20 protein-coding genes and 1 pseudogene are annotated in these 19,873 nt (G+C 35.7%); 2 read left to right on the top strand and 19 right to left on the bottom strand.

The window, feature by feature from the left end; translation table 11 throughout:
* Positions 1-7: 7 nt before the first annotated feature.
* The 9 genes from AC3WVA_RS16855 to AC3WVA_RS16815 all read right to left on the bottom strand — a co-directional run bounded on the left by AC3WVA_RS16855 (position 8) and on the right by AC3WVA_RS16815 (position 8,786).
* Positions 8-2,161, bottom strand: a complete 2,154-nt coding sequence (locus AC3WVA_RS16855; RefSeq protein ID WP_098347052.1) for a peptidoglycan D,D-transpeptidase FtsI family protein — start codon at positions 2,159-2,161, stop codon at positions 8-10.
* A 234-nt stretch (positions 2,162-2,395) separates the two neighbouring features.
* Complete coding sequence (locus tag AC3WVA_RS16850; protein ID WP_142321069.1) at positions 2,396-3,124, bottom strand: NAD-dependent protein deacylase; 729 nt, start codon at positions 3,122-3,124, stop codon at positions 2,396-2,398.
* 75 nt (positions 3,125-3,199) lie between these two features.
* Positions 3,200-3,847, bottom strand: coding sequence for a pyroglutamyl-peptidase I (gene pcp / locus AC3WVA_RS16845; protein WP_098347054.1), 648 nt, complete (start codon positions 3,845-3,847; stop codon positions 3,200-3,202).
* A 15-nt stretch (positions 3,848-3,862) separates the two neighbouring features.
* Complete coding sequence (locus AC3WVA_RS16840) at positions 3,863-4,825, bottom strand: DUF979 domain-containing protein (protein WP_001021658.1); 963 nt, start codon at positions 4,823-4,825, stop codon at positions 3,863-3,865.
* A gap of 1 nt (position 4,826) precedes the next feature.
* Positions 4,827-5,522 (bottom strand): DUF969 domain-containing protein, encoded by a 696-nt coding sequence (locus AC3WVA_RS16835; protein ID WP_048527719.1) that lies wholly within the window; start codon positions 5,520-5,522, stop codon positions 4,827-4,829.
* Positions 5,523-5,545: 23 nt separating this feature from the next.
* Complete coding sequence (pxpA, locus tag AC3WVA_RS16830; protein ID WP_098347055.1) at positions 5,546-6,307, bottom strand: 5-oxoprolinase subunit PxpA; 762 nt, start codon at positions 6,305-6,307, stop codon at positions 5,546-5,548.
* A gap of 18 nt (positions 6,308-6,325) precedes the next feature.
* Complete coding sequence (locus tag AC3WVA_RS16825; RefSeq protein WP_492322051.1) at positions 6,326-7,315, bottom strand: 5-oxoprolinase subunit C family protein; 990 nt, start codon at positions 7,313-7,315, stop codon at positions 6,326-6,328.
* Entirely contained in the window at positions 7,306-8,019 is a 714-nt protein-coding gene (gene pxpB / locus AC3WVA_RS16820) for a 5-oxoprolinase subunit PxpB (RefSeq protein WP_098347057.1), read from the bottom strand. Before pxpB ends, AC3WVA_RS16825 begins: the two co-directional genes overlap by 10 nt.
* Positions 8,020-8,033: 14 nt before the next feature.
* A complete protein-coding gene (locus AC3WVA_RS16815) occupies positions 8,034-8,786 on the bottom strand; it encodes an IclR family transcriptional regulator (RefSeq protein WP_098347058.1) in 753 nt (250 codons plus the stop codon).
* Positions 8,787-9,038: 252 nt separating this feature from the next.
* Here AC3WVA_RS16815 and AC3WVA_RS16810 point away from each other — a divergent pair.
* A pseudogene (locus tag AC3WVA_RS16810) lies at positions 9,039-9,451 on the top strand (hypothetical protein).
* Positions 9,452-9,496: 45 nt separating this feature from the next.
* Here AC3WVA_RS16810 and lepB read toward each other — a convergent pair.
* The 4 genes from lepB to AC3WVA_RS16790 all read right to left on the bottom strand — a co-directional run bounded on the left by lepB (position 9,497) and on the right by AC3WVA_RS16790 (position 12,959).
* Positions 9,497-10,048 carry a signal peptidase I gene (gene lepB, locus AC3WVA_RS16805; protein WP_048527732.1) on the bottom strand — a complete coding sequence of 184 codons (552 nt, stop codon included), beginning with the start codon at positions 10,046-10,048 and terminating at the stop codon, positions 9,497-9,499.
* A gap of 23 nt (positions 10,049-10,071) precedes the next feature.
* On the bottom strand, positions 10,072-10,749 hold the full coding sequence (locus tag AC3WVA_RS16800; RefSeq protein ID WP_098347059.1) for a copper homeostasis protein CutC: 678 nt from the start codon (positions 10,747-10,749) through the stop codon (positions 10,072-10,074).
* 204 nt (positions 10,750-10,953) lie between these two features.
* A complete protein-coding gene (spoIIP, locus tag AC3WVA_RS16795; RefSeq protein WP_492322050.1) occupies positions 10,954-12,084 on the bottom strand; it encodes a stage II sporulation protein P in 1,131 nt (376 codons plus the stop codon).
* A gap of 146 nt (positions 12,085-12,230) precedes the next feature.
* Positions 12,231-12,959 carry an ArsR/SmtB family transcription factor gene (locus AC3WVA_RS16790; RefSeq protein WP_098347061.1) on the bottom strand — a complete coding sequence of 243 codons (729 nt, stop codon included), beginning with the start codon at positions 12,957-12,959 and terminating at the stop codon, positions 12,231-12,233.
* Between the two features lie 69 nt (positions 12,960-13,028).
* Here AC3WVA_RS16790 and AC3WVA_RS16785 point away from each other — a divergent pair, with 69 nt between their 5' ends.
* Complete coding sequence (locus AC3WVA_RS16785) at positions 13,029-13,499, top strand: DinB family protein (RefSeq protein WP_098347062.1); 471 nt, start codon at positions 13,029-13,031, stop codon at positions 13,497-13,499.
* A 137-nt stretch (positions 13,500-13,636) separates the two neighbouring features.
* Here the strand turns inward: AC3WVA_RS16785 and AC3WVA_RS16780 are convergent, their stop codons facing one another.
* The 6 genes from AC3WVA_RS16780 to AC3WVA_RS16755 all read right to left on the bottom strand — a co-directional run bounded on the left by AC3WVA_RS16780 (position 13,637) and on the right by AC3WVA_RS16755 (position 19,795).
* Positions 13,637-14,785: an acyl-CoA dehydrogenase family protein gene (locus tag AC3WVA_RS16780; RefSeq protein ID WP_098347063.1), complete on the bottom strand. Its 1,149-nt coding sequence runs from the start codon at positions 14,783-14,785 to the stop codon at positions 13,637-13,639.
* 154 nt (positions 14,786-14,939) lie between these two features.
* A complete protein-coding gene (locus AC3WVA_RS16775; protein WP_016717896.1) occupies positions 14,940-15,572 on the bottom strand; it encodes a YdcF family protein in 633 nt (210 codons plus the stop codon).
* Positions 15,573-15,903: 331 nt separating this feature from the next.
* A complete protein-coding gene (locus tag AC3WVA_RS16770; RefSeq protein WP_492322049.1) occupies positions 15,904-16,491 on the bottom strand; it encodes a GNAT family N-acetyltransferase in 588 nt (195 codons plus the stop codon).
* 467 nt (positions 16,492-16,958) lie between these two features.
* The gene (locus AC3WVA_RS16765) at positions 16,959-18,287 is read right to left on the bottom strand and encodes a YjiH family protein (RefSeq protein ID WP_195756107.1); all 1,329 of its coding nucleotides are present in this window, start codon (positions 18,285-18,287) and stop codon (positions 16,959-16,961) included.
* 112 nt (positions 18,288-18,399) lie between these two features.
* Positions 18,400-19,278: an aminoglycoside phosphotransferase family protein gene (locus tag AC3WVA_RS16760; RefSeq protein WP_195756108.1), complete on the bottom strand. Its 879-nt coding sequence runs from the start codon at positions 19,276-19,278 to the stop codon at positions 18,400-18,402.
* Between the two features lie 4 nt (positions 19,279-19,282).
* On the bottom strand, positions 19,283-19,795 hold the full coding sequence (locus AC3WVA_RS16755) for a GNAT family N-acetyltransferase (protein WP_098347067.1): 513 nt from the start codon (positions 19,793-19,795) through the stop codon (positions 19,283-19,285).
* Between the last annotated feature and the right edge of the window lie 78 nt (positions 19,796-19,873).

The following is a 19,873-nucleotide window of genomic DNA, read 5'->3' as shown; positions in this document are numbered from 1 at the left end:
ACTATTTTTACTGGGCCTTGTTCAGCTGTTCTACTGGGACTGGATTTCCACCCGCTCTTTTCACTTTCAATTCAAAATACGCATCCAAAATCTCTTTACCAATCGCGGAATTAATTCCTGATTTGTCATCATTCACCCAAGGTACAACAACTGAAAAAGCAACTTCCGGATCAGCATCATATGGTGCATAACCGGCAAGAGTTAAATTATAACATTTTTTTCGGTTATAGTTTTCATCTCTTCCAATATCGCTTTCTCCACCATATACAGTTTCAGCTGTTCCTGTTTTTCCAGCTGGTTTATACGGTAATCCTTTAAACGTTGCAGTACCTGTCCCGTCAGTTTCTTGAAAAACTCTTCTAAACCCTTCTTTTACATGATTAATGTATGAAGTGTCCATATCCACTCGATTTAAAATAACTGGTTCAATAGACCGAACAACTTTTCCAATATCCTCTGGTCTATGTGGTTGCTCTCTCACTTCTTGTACAATTTGTGGTTTCATTCGGTAACCGCCGTTCGCAATTGTTGACATATATTGAGCAAGTTGAAGCGGCGTATATGTATCATACTGTCCGATCGCGTAATCAAGTAAAAAACCAGGTATGTCATCTGTTCTACCCATTTGACCAATCGATTCATTCGGCAGATCAATTCCAGTCGGTACACCTAAGCCGAACTGTCTAAAGTAGTAGCGCATTTTATTAAATGTCTCTTTTTTAATATCTAGTGGATTATTTGGCACATAGTTTATACCTGCCATTTTTAACGCTGTATTAAACATATAGACGTTTGATGAAACTTGTAAAGCTCTTAAATCATCAATATCTCCAAAGTCTTTCCACGATTTCTTTGGCTTAGTACTTCCTTTAAAGTACATTGGTGCATCAAAGAAATGTGTATACGGCTTAATTGTTTCAGTTTGATATCCGGCTAATAACGTAGCCCCTTTCACAGTTGATCCTAACTCATAAGAACTTGTCATCGTTCCTAAAGCAAAGTCTTCTATTTGCATCCCGCCATCTTTATTTACAATTTTCTTTCCAGCCATCGATAAAATTTGACCGTTTTTCGGGTTCATCATTACAACGAATGCACGATCCATCATCGGTTCTGCAGAATGAAATGCTCGTAAATTCTTTTCAAGACTTTCCTCTACTTTTTTCTGTAACTCCATATCCACTGTTAACATTAAGTTGTTACCACTTTTTCCTTCGGTCACTTTTTCAGTTCGAATAATATTTCCTACTTTATCCGTAATATTTTTCGACTGTTCTTTCGTTCCATGTAATGCATCCTCGTACTGTTTCTCGATGTAACTCTTACCAATACGGTCATTTCGGTTATAATCACGCACTAAATAATAATCTAACTGTTCTCTTGGCAAGCCCTCATTTTCAGTAGAAACGCTACCAAGGATGGAACGAAGTATTTTATCATTTGGGTATTCACGTTCCCAGTCCACTGTCGTATCCACTCCTGGCAAACTTGCCAATCTTTCACTTACGACTGCGTATTCATTTTGACTTACATCTTTTTTTACGATTTGCGGCGTCATTTTATATCCCGCATTCATTTTACTTTTAATTGCTAGTACTTCTAAATCCTCTTTTGAAAGTTCGCTTAATTCTTCTTGCGTAATTCTTTCCCTACGTAACTCTTCTACTTTTTTATCTAATTCTTTTCCTTCTATTTCTTGCTCCCTAAATTTACTATCATCTTCTTTTGTCACTTTTGCAGCTGCTCGCTTTTCATTTAACTGCATCCAAAAATCTTTTTTATCTGTTTCTGTCAACTTATCTATATCTTCTGGTGACATTTCTATTAGCTGCGCTAACTGCCTTGCTACTTGTAAAACTTCTTTCGAATCTACCCCTTTCATTTTCGTATATGTAACGGTTCGTAGTGGTTTGTTATTTACAATCACTTGGCCTTGCCGATCAAACATTTTCCCTCTAGGAACAGGCGTGCTTACCGTTACATCTTCCTTTTTGTTGACTTCATTTCTATACGTTTCTCCATCAATGATTTGTACTTTACCTAATTGAATTATAATAGCTGAAAATAAAAGAAAGACGATAAAAAATAGTACATTTAACCGAAAAGGAATATGGGTCTTTTTCTTTTTCGATTGTTTCTTCTGCTCCTTTTTCTGTCTCATTTCGCTCCCTCGCTTCATTCTATTAACATTTATACATAGAACCATTATGTATCAAATTTATTTATATGATATATATAGAATTTTATATTAATTACAAAAGAAATAAAAGATTTAATTTTCAGTTTTTTAATTTTATATCCTATTTATTACCATTCCCCTTAATTCGTCATAACATGAATTTTCTTCAAACAAAAAACTGAGGTGTTCTCTATACACCCCAGTGTTTTCGTTAACTTATTTCATTGAAGATAACCCTTCAACAAACTCACCAATCTTATTTTGAAAAACAAAATCAAAGTTATATTCTTGCCCTGTTGACTCTTCATTTACTAAAATTGTCGTTGCCCCGATTTCCCTCTTTGCAATTTGTGGGAATGAAGCGACAGGTTGTACTTTTAATGACGTGCCCATAACGATAAATACATCTGTCTCATATAAACGTGTTATCGCATTTTGATATTGCGGCAATGTATCTCCGTATAAAACAACGTCTGGATTTAAAATAAAATTACACTTCTGACAACGAGGCACTTCATGATCAATCATATACTGCAAATCATATCCCGCTTTACACTTCGGACAATGTGCTGTTTGAAGCGTTCCGTGTAAATCAATGACATGTTTACTACCGCCTAATTGATGTAAACCGTCAATATTTTGCGTTAAAATCGTAATATCTTTCCCTTGTTCTTCGAATTCAGCTAAAAAACGATGACCACGATTTGGTTTATATTGATAAAACGTATTAATTTGAAAGATTTCTTTATAATGCTTCCAAAATTCTTTTGGACTTCTATTATAATATCCTCTTGATAAATACATCTCCACATTCGCATCAGCATACAATCCATTTGCTGAACGGAAATCGGGAATACCACTTTCCGTACTTGCTCCTGCGCCTGTTAACACTGTAATTTTCTTCGCTTTTTCTAAAATTGAACGTACTTCTTCAAATTGTTGCACAAAAATCACCTCTATGTATTTTCCTATACTTATTATACCAGTTGTTTACAGGAGGTGTTGTATGATTCGTTTTATTTAATGCGTCGTGCCCCCAACTTCCACAATATCGACCTCAACTGTCGTCGTTACCTCAACCGCCAGTTCTATCCCTTTACCAATAGTAGAAAGTGACATACTCGGTTGACCTGGATAGTTACTCGCTTGCTCTGGTAAGAACGGAATATGAATAAATCCGCCTTTTATTTCCTTATCACGTTTCACTAGTTCATGCATGAGACCGTAGAATAAGTGATTACAAACGAATGTACCTGCTGTTTGTGAAACGGAAGCTGGTATGCCTTCTTCTTTAACTCTTTTTACAATTGCTTTCATCGGAAGCGTAGACCAATAGGCAGCTGGTCCTTCTTCTACAACTGGTACATCTACCGGCTGAATTCCTTCATTGTCAGGAATTCTTGCATCATCAACGTTAATTGCGACACGCTCTACCGTAATATCTGGTCTGCCTCCAGCTTGTCCGATACATATAATTATTTCTGGGTTTAGTTCTTCTATATACTCTTTTAAAACTTGTATTGATTTATGAAATACAGTTGGTACTTGTTTACTAATAATCTTGTACTCTCCGATTGTTTTTTCATGTAAACTTTTTGCAACTTCCCAAGCTGGGTTAATGCTTTCTCCGCCGAACGGATCGAACCCTGTTAGTAATACTGTTTTCATAGTTTTCCCTCCTAATTAGAAACGATATACAAGACCATACATAATAAACATATTGATAATAAAGATGGAAAGAGCTATTGGTACTTGTGCTTTAATAACTGCATTTTTATCTTTTAGTTCTAATAGCATCGCCGGAACGATATTAAAGTTTGCTGCCATTGGCGTAAGCAGCGTTCCGCAATATCCCGCAAACATACCGAGCGCTGCCATAATCGCTGGGTTTCCGCCGTGCATTTGTACAATTAAAGGTAAACCAATTCCTCCAGTAATTACGGCAAACGCTGCGAATGCATTTCCCATTACAACTGTGAAAAGCATCATGCCTAAACAATACGCCATAACAGCAACGAACGGATACTCTGTCGGTAATACTTGTCCAACTAAATCAGAAACGACTTGTCCAACGCCAGACTTCGCGAAAATACCGCCAAGTGCTGCTAGCATTTGTGGTAAAATGACAGCCCAGCCGACAGCTTGTAATAGTCTGCTTCCTTCTTGTACAGGCGTTGTTATTTTTGATTTTGTAATACGCATCGCTGCAACGAATGCAAGTAATGCCCCTAGTGCTAATGCTACTAGCGTTACTTTATCTGGATCAACAAGGGAAACATTTCCCCATTTGATTTTCCCTAACGTTAACGTACCGATAATTGTAAAAATAGGAATTAATAGTGCAGGCATAAAAATTTTATTTTTTAATTTCTCCGCATGTTTTACACGTTCTTGTACTGGTACTTCTTTCTCCTCTGATTTTGTTACTTTGTTTAATGAAGCTAATACGACCATAGCGAGCACGATACAGCCAACGTAAAACGAAGGGATCACATTTCCGAATAAAAACGTAACTGCAAATAACGCCCAAAATAAGCTAGAACCAAATCGATTTGGATGTTCACGATCAAATGCAATACGAACAGCGATAAAAGCAACGATTATTCCTAATACGTAATAAATTGTATCCATTGTGATTATGTTCATTTTATATTGCCTCCTTCTCTTCTTTTTCTTTTGATGTCATCGTTTTCTCTATATATTTATCAAATCTTCTAAATCTGATCCAGCTTACGATAAGTGCTGATATTGCAGTTGGAATGCCCCAAAGCGCCATATCCCACACACCGACATGCATACCTACTGAATCGAAGAATCCTTTCATTAATAAAATAGCACCAGTCGCGATAAATATATCCTCTCCGAAAAACCAAGCTGTATTTTCCGCAGCTGCTGCATTTGCTTTAATTTTTTCTCTTAACTTTTCAGGTAACTTACCATATTTACCTTGCGCAGCCCCTTCTGCCATCGGTGCAACGAGCGGCCTTACTGTTTGTGCATGACCACCAATATTCAGTCCAAGTGCTGCTGATGATTCTCTTATCGTAAAATATGACATTAGTACTCTTCCAGTTGTTGCACCTTTTGATTTCGTTATCAGTGCTTCTGCTCTTTCTTTTAAACCGTAACGCTCTAAAATTCCGATTACCGGTAAAGTTAATATAATTGGCATAGACATATATCTATTTTCTATGAAAAACTTACCGAACATGCTGATCACATCATAAAAGCTTAATCCTGAAACCATGCCTGTAACAATACCTGCAACCATAACTACTAAAAGTGTATTTAATCTAAATAAAAAACCAACTGCAACAAGTAGTATCCCGATTAATTTCACCAATCCCAACACTTCCCCTCATTTTTTTACTTCGGTGCACAAATAGAAATATCATTAAGTTCGAATGTTCTGTATATTTTTTTCGCAAATTGCACCGCTTTCTCTCCATCACCATGCAAACAAATGGTTTGTGCGTGAACTGCTACTTTCTCTCCGCTCACAGCGTTTACATACCCTTCTTTCACCATTTGTAGCACTTGTTTTATCGCTTCGTCTTCATTTTTTATAAGTGCATTTTCTTCTGTCCGGCTCGTTAATGTTCCATCTTGCTTATATGTACGATCGGCAAAAGCTTCTTGTACGAGAGTGATATTATATTTTTCCGCAGCCTGTATAAACGGCTCACTATTTGCTAATCCGTAAAGTAATAGATTTGGATTACTATGATAAATTGCTTTTGCAATTGCATCTGCAATTGCCAGATTAGTCGCCGCCATATTATATAAAGCGCCGTGCGGTTTCACATGATGCATCTTCCCGCCAGCTGCTTTCACAAAAGCGTCTAATGCACCGATTTGATACACTACATAGTCGTATACTTCACTCTCTGAAACGTTCATATTTCTTCTTCCAAATCCAATTAAATCAGGAAAACCAGGATGCGCGCCTATTGCTACATTGTGTTGAAGTGCCTTTTCGACCGTTTTCCTCATTACAGTCGGATCTCCAGCATGAAAACCACAAGCAACGTTTATAGAGGACACGAACGGAAGAATTTCATCATCATTCCCCATTTTATAAGCTCCAAAACTTTCTCCTAAATCACAGTTTAAATCGATTGTCGTCACGATGTTACCCTCCCAATGTCAGCTTCGTAAAGCAATGAATTTTTTTAATAGATTCATATTTACTTCTTGTTCTATGTACAATCGCTCCGCTTCTTCAAGCGTAATTTTCTCAAAAGAAACATAGTCCCCCGGTTTTAACTGAGCAAGAAGAGGTAAATCTACTGAAATAATATTTCCCATTCTCGGATACCCGCCCGTCGTTTGTCTATCTGCCATTAATATAATTGGCTGTCCACCATTTGGCACTTGAATGGTTCCAAATGTAACGGGACTCGATAAAATCTCTTTTTCTTCCACTCTATTTAAAATTTCTCCTTCAACCCTATAGCCCATACGGTCAGCGTAATTAGATACTTTATACTCTTTCGTAAAAAATGCCTGTATACTTTCTTCTGTAAATTGATCATATTCAAAATCAGTTATGACACGAAGCTTAGTATTTTTCTTATACTTTGGCAGTACGCTGCTGCCAATTTCCCAGTTCGTTTTGACTCGCCCTTTCTTTTGTAAGTGTTGAATAAAACGACTCGCCATTTCTGTCTGCGTACCAATTTGAAAATAATCTCCTTTTTTCAGCATTCTCCCTTCAATACCACCAATCGCTGCACGTATGTAAGTACTTTTGCTGTCCATTATGCGATCAATCTGTATACCACCTGCAAAAGTTACATACGCTCTGCAACCACTTTTCACTTTTCCAAAACAAAGCATGCTACCTTCTTCTGCTAAGATGGGACGCCATAATGGAATACGCTCCCCATTCAGTAATGGCTCCATATCAGCTCCGCCAATCGCAAGTAAAGTCGTTTTCTTTATTAATAATTTAGGTCCCATGATCGTCATTTCAAGTCCTGCTTCATTTTCTTCATTACCGACTAACATATTGATCATCCGAAGTGCACTTTGATCCATCCCCCCGCCAACTGGTACACCGTATTGTTGATAATGAGATCGCCCTAAATCTTGGACTGTTGTAAACATTCCCGCATGTAAAACCTCTACATCCATTCTTTAGCCCCCTCAAGTGATACATACTCTTCCTTCGTTATTGGGATAAATCGTAAATACATACCGCTTTGAATATATGTTGGTGTTTCTTCTTCTGGGTTAAATAATGAAATAGGGGTTCGGCCAATAATATTCCATCCACCCGGTGTTTCAAGCGGATATATACCTGTTTGATTTCCACCAATACCTACCGAACCAGGAGGTATTTGTAATCGTGGTGTTTCTTTCCTAGGCGTTTCTAGTTCTTTTGCTAGCCCTCCTAAATACGGGAATCCTGGTGTAAAACCTAACATATATACAAAATATGTTGTTTCACTATGTATGCGAATGACATCTTCTACCTGTAATCCTCTATCATGCGCGACCTCTTCTAAATCAGGTCCATATTCTTCCCCGTAGCAAACAGGTATAGAAATATGTTTCACATCTTGATTTAATTCTTCTTGATACGAATTACAAAGCTCCTGTATATACTGGCAAACGTAATGATATGGACCTTCACTTCTCCCACTTCGCTTCCATACTTCGTATACATTGTAGTAGACCGCTAAAGAAGTGAAAGACGGCACACATTCAACCATTCCTACAAACGGATGCCGTCTCAACGCTTGAAACAATCGCTGCACGTTTTCGTATGTCTCCATCCTCATTTCTTCACCAAATGTAACAATAATTGCTTGATCCCCTAATGCAGAAAATTTCATTCCACTCCCTCTTTCTATGCCAAAAAGCCAAGTTCTTTCGAAATGCGATGTGCTGTTTCTTTCACTTTCGCAATAAAATATGCGATATTAGTTTCGTTATACTCAATTGCTAATCCAGAAATACTAATACCTGCTACAATCGTTCCATCGCTTGCGAAAATCGGCGCTGCTATAGCCGCTGTATGATTTTCTAACTCAGAGTAGCTAATTGTGTGTCCTTCCTTTTTCGCCATTTGTAACACTTCAAGCAATTGTTCCTTATCCACGATTGTTCCATCTGCAAACTGTTTTAAATCCGTTTCCTCTATGTACTTTCGTTTCTCTTCCTCAGAGAAATACGATAGTAAAATTCTCGGACATGCCCCCGCATAAAGTGGCGCTCTTCTTCCAACCGCTGTATACACGCGTACAGGCTGAGCACCTTCCATCTTTTCCACATAGATTGCATCATTACCATCTTGAATAATTAAATTCACTGCCTGCCCTAAACTATCTCTAAGCTCTTTCATATATGGAATCGCAATATTTCTTACTGATAACCTTTGTGAAACGAGTTGACCGAACCGTAAAAAAACGACTCCTAGACGATATTTCCCCTTCTCATTTTTTTGTAAAAACTCCATTTCTTCTAACGAGCCAATTAAACGATAAACAGATGTTTTCGGCATACTCGTAAGCTGAACCATCTCTGTTAAACTTAGCTCTTCATGCTCATAAAACAACTCTAAAATATCCATTGTCTTAACTGCCGTTTTATTTATACTCATTCTATCTCCCTCTTGTTCCGAATTTCGGAACTTAAATTCCGTTTTTAGAAACAAATATATAATTTAAAATTATAAAATATTCTTTCAATTCTATCAATATTTTTTTCAAGCGTATGAATCGATATATTTGTCAGTAATTTAAAAAACATAAATACCCCAATACATTTGTAAATTTTTACATTAAACTATTACATTTCCAATATATTTCAATTATCATGATATATGTAAAACAAAATGTAAGGAGTGTTTCTTTTGAAAAAGTTGCTAGTAATTCCCGCTATTATGTTATCTTTTTATATAGGTTATAATGTAACATTTGCGACAAATGAAGATACTCATGCAACCGCTAAAGTTGCCCAACATCATAAAATAGCGAACGAAGAAATTCATTTTTTCGGATCAAGTATCTCTAGCTTTAACTATTCTCACGGGGATGAATTAAGCCTTCTTGTAAAAAATATAGGTGATTCTCCTTTTCGTTACACTTTATATAACGCTAAAGGTTCTTGGATGATTGACGGAACTTTAAAACCTGGGGAACAAGCGATCAATGAATTAATATAAATTGGAGTGACTGGCTTCCTGAAGGTGAATACAAGATCAAACTTAGAAATAATGATGGTTCTCTTTCAAAAGTTCAAGTGATAGCAAAACCAACCATTTAAATAATGCACAAAAAAAGTATGGAAGAATATTCTTCCATACTTGCTTTATAACGCTCTTACTTGTTTCAACGGCCAGAAAACAGCTTGTCCTTTTCCGACAATCTCATCTTCTGAAATGAATCCAAACATACGACCGTCTTTCGAAACTTCACGGTTATCTCCTAAAACAAACACTTGGCCTTCTGGCACTTTCGTTTTTCCTGTGATTTGTTCTAACGTAAAGTCTGGAGTTAATACACGGCCTGCTGCTTTTTCTTTAAACTCTTTTAAATATGGTTCTTCCATCGCTTTTCCGTTTACATATAACACATCATTTTTATACTCAACTGTATCGCCTGGTAAACCAATTACTCGTTTTACTAAATCGTATCCTTCTTTACCATGGAACACGATAATATCAAAGCGATCTAATCCACTTATACTATAACCAATCTTATTCACGAGAACTCGTTCGTTATTTTCTAAAGTAGGCATCATCGATTCACCTTGTACTAATGAAGGTGTAAATAAAACACCTCGAATAATAGCGATTAATATAAGGGTAAATCCTATCGTTTTAGCCCATGAGAATAATTCTTTCTTCGTATTTTCCTTCATCGTTTCTCCTCTTTCTTACGCATTTATTTTATGATTTGAACTAATTCTTGTACTAAATTAAGATCAATTTCAGCAAAACATGATTTCCCTTCTCTTACCGCTGTACCGACATGAGCTTGCGAAATTCCAGTTTCATCTAGCAATTGCTTTATATTTTCTTTCGTCACGCCAGCTCCAACAACAAGTTGAATTTGACCATCGCTTACCTTTTGCATTTCTGTAAGCACCGGAATATTCTCCACTATATTTCCTTGTCCACCTGAAGTTAAAACGTGAGTCACTTTATGAAACTTCTTTAAAGTTTTCATTGCTTCTACTAGATTTTCTATATCATCTATCGCACGGTGATACGTTACATTTATTCCATCTACAACAGATAGTAAATCCGCTAATTTCTCTTCATCCACTTCATTTCGTTCGTTTAATACACCTAATACAACACCAGCCGCACCTAACTTCTGCGCGATAATAATATCTTCCTTCATCATTTCAATTTCTTCTTCCGTATATGTAAAAGACTTCGCATGCGGACGAATCATAACGTGAATCGGTATATGTACTGCTGCTACCGCTTTTTTAATAAATGCATAACTCGGTGTTAAACCGCCTTCTGTATAAGATGCAATTAATTCAATTCGCTTCCCGCCAGCTCGTTCAATTCGTTTCACATCTTCTAAACATGTTGCAATAACCTCTAGCATGAGATGACCTCTTTTCGTGCTTTTTTCTTATTATAACATTAGTAAAAATAAGAAACCTAGCTTTCTCCTATAAAAATGTAAAAAGAAGAATGAAAAGAAAGATTTTTTAACTACTAACATCTATTGGTAATTTTATATTCTACAAAAAAGGAGTAACCCCCTAGCACTTCTGACTAGATTTCACTCCTTTTTATTTTAGTTATTTTAGTTATTTTTCTTAGTTACTCCATTATAATAGTGGCTAAACGCTTCTACTAACGCATCAACGGAAGCATATAATTCTTCTGGTGTATTATCTACACCTCCCATTTCAATAAGTAAAGCATTTGGAGAAAGGTCTTGATTATATACTCCGTTCCCACTTTTACGATCTTTAATAAAAATCCCTCGGCTTAAACCGTAATACTTCTCATCTAAATATGAATTGATTGCCGTTACTATTTTTTTATTTTTTTCAAAGCTAGGATTCTCTCGTCCTAAAATAAAATAGAGCCTCGCATAATTCTTTCCGTTAATATTTTTGGTTGTAATATTTTTTCGTGCATCATCTCTATGAAGGTCCATTGGAAACATAATATTTTTCTCTTGTGCTAATTTATCTTGTAATATTTGACGAGATCCTTTGTAGGATTGGGCCCAGTTTAAATTTTTATTTCGCAGAAAGTCCCTCATATTTGTCGTATCATGTGAAACCCCTATTCCTTTTTCTTCTAACTTTTGTTTTAAATAGTTTCCAACAAACGTAATATTCACTTCATTATTTGTACTAGAGGCATCATTAGGTTTAGTAGCACCTGGAATGAGAGGAATAAACGACTCCCAACTATGTGTATGATAAATAAAAACTTTATTTTCACCGTTATTTTGTGTAATTGAATTGTTTTCTTTCTCACTCTTTGGGTGTTTAACAGCAGTACCTTTATCTTTAATTTTATCTAAAGGAATGCTGGATTCTTCAGGAATGTTCGTATAATCTGTTCCTTCCCCAGCAATTAATATTTCCGAATAAAATTGATTCATATTAGGAAGTTCCCTGGTTAATAAACTCCGGAGATCATTTACATTAATATTTGTAGAAAGCGAAAGTAAAAAAGATTCCAAAGACGCTCGTCCTTTTTCTTTATGAAATTCTTCTGCAAAATAACGATTTTCACTTCCTATCATATACATAAGACCTTTAGTCGAATTCGTTCCTAATAACTGATTCATATAATATGATTTAAATACGCTAGAATTACTAGAAATGACGAATGAAGTGAGGATACATATAATCGTGAATAAAATACATACCACTACATATCTTACATTTAATACTTTCAGTTTCACTTTATTCATTTTATATCTCCCTTCATTTACTATATTCTTACGCATAATTTTTAAGTAATATGATTACTAATTTAATAGATTTGCCTCAAAAATTTTAAAAGAAATGAAATAACCTGAGTCTATATAAATATAGAACTCAGGTTATTTCATGCCGTTTACTCGACAGGAGGCACTGCATTTTGATGGACTTTTTTATTGTCCATATCAATGCCTAATTGGTCCTTCAATAACTTCATACCTTTTTGTGTAAGATGGACAGCCCGACTCTTATCCGTTTTTGTAATCCATTCCTGTTCAAAAAATAGTTTTGCTATTGCAGATCCTAACCAACCAGAAATATGGTAGCGTCGTTCACTCCAATCAAGACAAGGTTTTGCAAATACCCTCCTCTTTATATGTGCCGTTTCAATATTTATTCCAAAATTCAGAAACCATTGCTTACCTTGTTCCGTTACAATGTATTCTCCTTTCTCTAAAATTAGAAATTCCTTATGTAGTAATTTTTCGGTTATCTCTACACCGAGTCTGCCTGCAAGATGATCATAACAAGTTCGAGCATAACGAACTTGTTTTAGTTGATTCGATTGTTTTAAAGAACGAACTTGGACTGTTGGTGCGATTGTTCCTAACTTTTCAAGAACTTCTGCTACCTCTTGATTAGCAAGTCGATAGTAACGATGTCTACCATGTTGTTCAACTGTAAGTAGATTCCCCTCTATTAATTTAGAAAGATGAGAACTAATCGTTGGATTTGAAACTTTCGCCATATAAGCCAATTCGCTAGCAGGTAGTGCCTGATTATTCATTAAACAATCTAAGATAATTGCTCTTGTAGGTTCAGCAATTAGTTTAGCTATATATGAGATATTCGGATATACATTCATATTTCGATGATACCCTAACTATTAAACTGATACAATTATTTTAAGTTTAATAGTAAAGGAGAATGTATTATGAATGCAATTGATCTTAGTATATTAAATTTGAAAGAAACGAGAAGGCGCTCAGAAAAATTATGGAATTCTCTTCCTGATAATTTTCTTAATTGGAAGCCTGATCATGAGGCTATGTCCTTTGGTGAAATGATTCGTCATGTATGGAGCTCAACTTTTTACTATCATATGATTTTAAAAAACAACGGCTCAATACATGATATACATTTCCCGTATGATGACGAGCCAATTACTTGTGTAAAAAAAGAAATTGAATTGGCACAATCATATTTTACTGACTTCATAGAATATGTTCAATCCATAAGCATAGCTGAGCTAGATTCAACCCTTATTAATCGAAGCGATGTTGGCTATGAAAGATATTTAGGCGACATGCTATTACGAATTGCCTATCATGATGCGGTCCATGCAGGTCAATTTTTACAATATTTACGAATGGTAAACTTGGAAAGACCTTTAATTTGGGATTAGATATGACAAATGTTTACAACGCTTCATTTTAAACTAGTATATTAAACACATAAAAAGCACGTGTTTGATTACTACTCAAACACGTGCTTTCAAAACAACTATATTACCCATAAACAATAAAATGTAAGCATTAAAAACTACGACCGAAACGCCGCATCCGCCAACATAGACAGTGTTACATCATCCATCGGCGGATTGTGTAATCCTGCTCTGACATTTAAATAGTAGCGGTGAAGCGGATTTTTTTCTGATAAACTTTTTGCCCCTACGATGCGCATTGCTTTATCTACAATTGATATCGCTGCATTCGTTACGACATATTTCACTGCTGCTAATTCTGCTTGCAATGATAGTTTATCCTCTGCTTCATCGTACTTTTTCGCAATTTGATATAAAAAGACGCGAGCTTGCATAAGCTCAAGTTCTAATTCTCCAACTAATCTTCTAACATTCGGCAATAAACTAATAGAATGATTTAAACTATTTGGCTTGTATGATTCCGCAAATTGAACTGCATAATTTCTTGCTGATTGTGCAATTCCTAAATAACATGCTGGTATATGTAGCAACCAGCCAATACCCTTTTGTTTCACTTTTCCGCCCTTTATATCTGTAAAAAAGCGGTTTTCTATCTCCACATTTTGTAAGACAAGGTCGTGACTAGCAGTCCCTCGCATCGCAACGCTATCCCACGTTTCTTCAATGGATACACCGAGAGTATTTCTTGGAATAACAAACTCACCAACTTCATCTCGGCCTTCCATACTTGCTGAAATAATAAAATAATCAAGTACTGGCGCCATCGTTGTAAAGGTTTTCCTTCCGTTTATAACCCACTTATCGCCTTGTTGAACCGCTATTGTTTCTGGTTTTCCACCACGCGTCGGACTCCCTGTTTTTGGTTCTGTTGCTGCCCTGTTAAAGAGTGCACCGTTACGCACTTCTTCGCAAAACCATTTGAACATCTCATCATTCCAAGAGCGATTTTCCGCTAGCTCTTTCACAATGCCAAGATGCCAGCCAATCGATAATGCAGTAGCTCCGCAGCCTTCCGCGATTTTCTCTTGAAATAAAACGAAGTCATATAAAGAAATCGCACTACCACCAAATTCCTTCGGTAACGTTAATTTCGTATATCCGATATCTTTCAAATCACTTATATTTTCATACGGAAATGATCCTAATTCACTTAGTTGATGCTCTCTTTCCATGAACTTCGGAATCAATTTATTTATTTGTGCAATAATGAAAGATTGTTCTTCTGTTTCAACAAATGAGAGTGCCATACTATAATCTCCTTTATGTTCGATTCATCAACCGCTCACTTTTTCATTATAATTATATGAAGCTACCTCTCTATTGTTTCACTATTCCGATAAAAATACAATGTTTTTGACTAATAAGAAAAGTTCCTATTTAAGGATAGGTTCTTTTCTTATGTTAGTCTCCCTTCAATGCCTTTAATGGCAAAGAGGTTACATATCCAATATACGAGAATAATTCTTTAAAGAAGAATGGAATTTCTGTGTCTAACGTTTTATATGCTGATGTCGGCGTTGGTGAAGCATACGCTTCAATATTAATATGTTTTGCGATTCTCATTGCGCGTTTCATATGAAGTGGATCACTTACAATCGTGTATGTGCGTATTCCGTTCTCTATTCCAACTTCCTTCGCATTCTTTAAATTTTCTTCCGTGAAAAGGGATTTTGTTTCAATTAAAATATCTTCGTCTTTTACACCTTGTTTCATTGCATATACTCTAGCAGTACGCGCTTCCTCAAGTTCTGCCTCGAACTTTGTACCACCTGTAAAAATAATTTTTTTAATGTTTCCGTTCTTATATAAAGAAATCGCATGATTAATTCTTTCTTTAAATACAGGTGATGGTTTTCCGTTCCAAGAAGCTGCTCCTAGTACGATACCAGCATCCGTTTTCACACTATCATCTGTTTTAAAGCGATAGCTCCAAATATCGTAAGCTGCATAACTTACATATAAAATAGCAGAACAAATCATTAGTAAAAATACTTGAAAGATTCGTCTTTTCTTACTTTTCTTATTTTCTTTCATTTGTAATTGCCTCCGTACATCATCCATACTTCTATAAAAAAACATTTATATCAAATCGTTTTGTTTGAGTTTATTTAAAAGAAGGAACTTTACTTGTTATTTATGTATAAAAGGGTTTTCATTTAAAATTGAGGATTATCAATTCATTTTTTATTTGCGGTTTTCATTACATGTTTTAAATTCATAAGTTTATTACCATACAACTACATTGTAACGAATTTTTTCTCAGAAGGGAACGATGAAACAAAAGTAATTAAAATAAAGTAGCATTTTGTAAGAAAAAAGGTATATTTTTCATACATCACGAACAATATACCTTTCAAAACACGAATTATAACTTTTCTTTATACAATTCTAATTTTTCCAATAAATGCAGTTTCACAACTGGCCATTCACTTGCGATAATACTATATACAACTGCATCTCTCACATGACCACTTGGCAATTTTCTTTCATTTCTAAGCACACCTTCTTTTACTGCACCTAACCTTTCAATTGCTCGTTGTGCTTTTTCATTTCTTGCATCCGTCTTAATTTGTACTCTCAGCATATGCAGTTTTTCAAAAGCATACTGGAGAAGCATATACTTACACTCTGTATTGATACTCGTACGTTGCACACTTGGATGATACCACGTTTGTCCTAACTCGACTGTTTTATCTTCTACTGAAATATTATATAGACGTGTACTTCCTACAATCGCATTCGTCTGTTGATCCACTACAACGAAAGGTATTTGAGTCCCCTTTCCATAACCCCGTATCGCTTTTTGAACATATTGCTGCAAATCTTGAACACTATCCATTTTAGAGATTAAATACGCCCAAATATCCCGATTTCCTTCTACAATCGAAAACAAAGTTTCGACATCATCACTATCCATTAACCGTAACTTTACTCTTTCGTGAATCATTTCCATTTGAAAGCCCCCTTTGTTGTTACTATATCACACGAAACAGAAACGTTTTATAAGAATAATAGAATGTTTTTTCACAAAATTCCTTTTCAAATATAATCTTCTCGTATACAGCGGGAAGGCTCATCAATAACCTTTAAAAAGGAAATTTTTGATAATTTCCAATAAATACTATATAATAATAAAACGGGAGGGGATAAAAATGCTAGATCAAATTACTTGGGGAACGCCAGGCAGCTTATTATGCTTAGGATTCTTTTTTGCAGGATTAGGAATCTTCTTAAGAAGCATGACGTCATATTCAAAAAATAAATAAAAGCATCCCAAAAACAGAAAATAGTATATTTTCATGTTTTTGGATATTTGATTTTCTTAGCTTGATAGCGATATGGGAATACCTCGCTTTTAAACAAAAGAAGCCTTCCTTTTACAGAAGGCTTCTTTTGTTATAGATTTATCTTATTAAAACTTTAAAGCAACAAATAAGCAATCGGAGTAATAATAAGTAACGTTAATATCGTTCTTTGTAAGTAGAGAATTATAAGTTCCGATACTTTTAACGGAATGTCCGTTGATAAAATACAAGGAATGGAAGCTGAGAAAAACAATATAGATGATACCGAAACAACCGCAATGACAAACTTTGTCACAAGTGGTGCACTTACAACTAAAAGAGAAGGTAAAAACATTTCTGCGATACCAACAGATACGGCTTTAGCAGCTAGTTCTGCTTCTGGAAGCTGTAAAACCCACGTAAATGGATAAAAAATATAACTGATCCAATCAAATATTGGTGTGAATTTCGCTAAGACGATACCGATTAACCCTACCGACATAATGGATGGTAAAATTCCCATCGTCATAATAAAACCATCTTTTAAATTCAATGCGATATTTTTCATAATACTCGGTGCAGATTTCGATACTTCTAGCGCGTCTTCCCATGCGCGTTCTAACATTTTCTCTTTATAAACGGGCTCTGGGAACCCTTCTTCTGTTACATATGTATCTGGTTTTCTACTAAGAGGCGGGATTCTTACGGTGATAGCAGTTACGATGAATGTTACAACGAGAGTAGTCCAAAAATAAACATTCCATAAATACATAATGTCTAATGTTTTTGCGATGATGATCATAAATGTTGCGGATACTGTAGAAAAGCCTGTAGCGATAATGGCTGCTTCTTTTGTCGTATACTTTCCTTCTTTATATACGCGATTCGTAATAAGCAGTGCAAGTGAATAACTCCCCACAAAGGACGCAACCGCATCAATTGCTGACCTTCCCGGCGTATTCCATAAAGGTCTCATAATTGGACGGCAAAACGTACCGATAAATTCAAGTAATCCGTACCCAACTAATAATGCTAAAAAAGCCGAACCAATTGGAACGAGTAAACTGACCGATATGACTAGTTTTTCATACAAAAATGGCCCTATATCTGGCGCAAAGAACCAAGCTGGCCCTACTTTCAAGCAATATAATACACCAAAGACAACACCAACTACTTTTAAAATAGAAAAACAAATGTCTACGAGAGATGCATTCCATTTTTTCGTATAAAACGGATAAATCGCACCCATTATCATAACGAGTAGTGCATAATAAGGTACGACGCTCGGAACCGAAGTCCTGATCCATGATACGATATGATCAATCATAATGGACGAATCACCGTTTATCGTAACTGGTACGAAAAACATAAACACACCAACTAGACTAGCGAGTATAAACCGAAGAATGATTCTCTTCTCACTCCCTGTCTTAATTACATTCCTTTTTAATTCAATTTCACTCAAAATTCGACACCTCCAATTATCTAAATATTCTGTATAATTACATTAGATTCCTTCTTTCAGTTTCTAATATTTGATCATATGAAAAAGCCTATTTTAAAATAGGCTTTTTCTACTACCTCTCATAATCATCCACAATCACTTGAATAACACGATACGATTCTTCTGCAACTGCCTTATCACTAGTCTTATTCGCATCATATGTAATTAACGCTTTCCAAAGTGCCCATCCTCTTGCTCTATTCCACGTTTCTTCATCTATGCGCAATACTTCTTTAAATACATTTCTACTATTCTTATCAAAAAATGTCCATGCCATCGCTGCATCACAAGCTGGATCGCCTACTCCTAAAATACCAAAATCAATTACGGCACAAAGCTTTCCGTCCTTAACGAGTAAGTTTCCAGGTGCAACATCTCCATGAACCCAAACCGCTTTACGCTCCCACGTTGACTGAAGGGCTAAATCCCAAAGATGCTTTAATACAGTTTCATCAAAAACGTCCTTATTATTTTCGATCGCACCTCTCGCCTCTTCATCATATACAGATATAAGCCCGCCTCGGTAAAAATTATGTGCCCCAGCCATCGGTCCATTACTCGCATCAATGGATTGTAATTCTACTAAAAATAATCCTAAATCCGCTGCAAATTCATTTAAGTCACGAACATTTTGTTTCGCAACTGTTTCTCCTTCTATCCACTTATTAATAGACCAAGGCCATGGATACAATTCAGATGGATTTCCTTTCGCAAGTGGTGTAGAAATTGGTAAAGAAAGTTCCTTACTTAATAGAGGTAGCCACTTATTTTCTTTCTCTACTTGTGGTGCATATGCCGCATCACTTGGCAATCTTACACTCATCTCATCCCCTAGATGAAACGTTCTATTATCATGCCCACTAAACTTTACAGGTCTCACTTCTAAATGTGCCCATTCAGGAAACTGTTCCTCTATCAACCTTTTAACTAAAGCAGTAGGAAATTGATTCATCTACTTACCCCCTTCTCTTTTGAAACTTACTAAGTCCTTCTGTACTTCCAACATATTCAAAGCCATTTCTCTTATAAAAATCATTCAACGTACGATTATGCCCAACACAATCTAGTTTCAAAAACTCTTTGTCACAGTGCACATTCTCGTCTATCCATTGTAAAATCCACTCTCCAATTCCATTCCCCTTATACTTTCGTTTCACTGCAAATCTATGAATATATAAAGAATCTGAAACTTCCTCCTTACCAAAAATACGCTCATCCCATTCATTTTGTTTAGGAGATACTGTAACCGTACCGACAATTTCATCTCCTTTCGTAACCACATATGTATATTTCTCTCTTATACCTTCTAATATTTCAGCCGTAGCTTCTCCACCTAACAGATACTGCCACTGATCCACTTCTTTATGTTGTAGCCACTCTGCTACTTCTTTTAATAGAGTGATTATGCTATCGCTTTCCTCTTCAATAGCAGTTCGAATTGTATATTCTTTAACTGTAGTTCTCTCCATATTGCTGTTCCCCTTTCATATGCTTACTTCTCCCTTTATTAATTTTCTTTTTATACATTATATACCAAAATTAATCAC

It is taken from the genome of Bacillus sp. EB106-04-02-XG92, from assembly GCF_058791995.1.
This window is presented reverse-complemented; position numbering and strand designations above follow the sequence as displayed.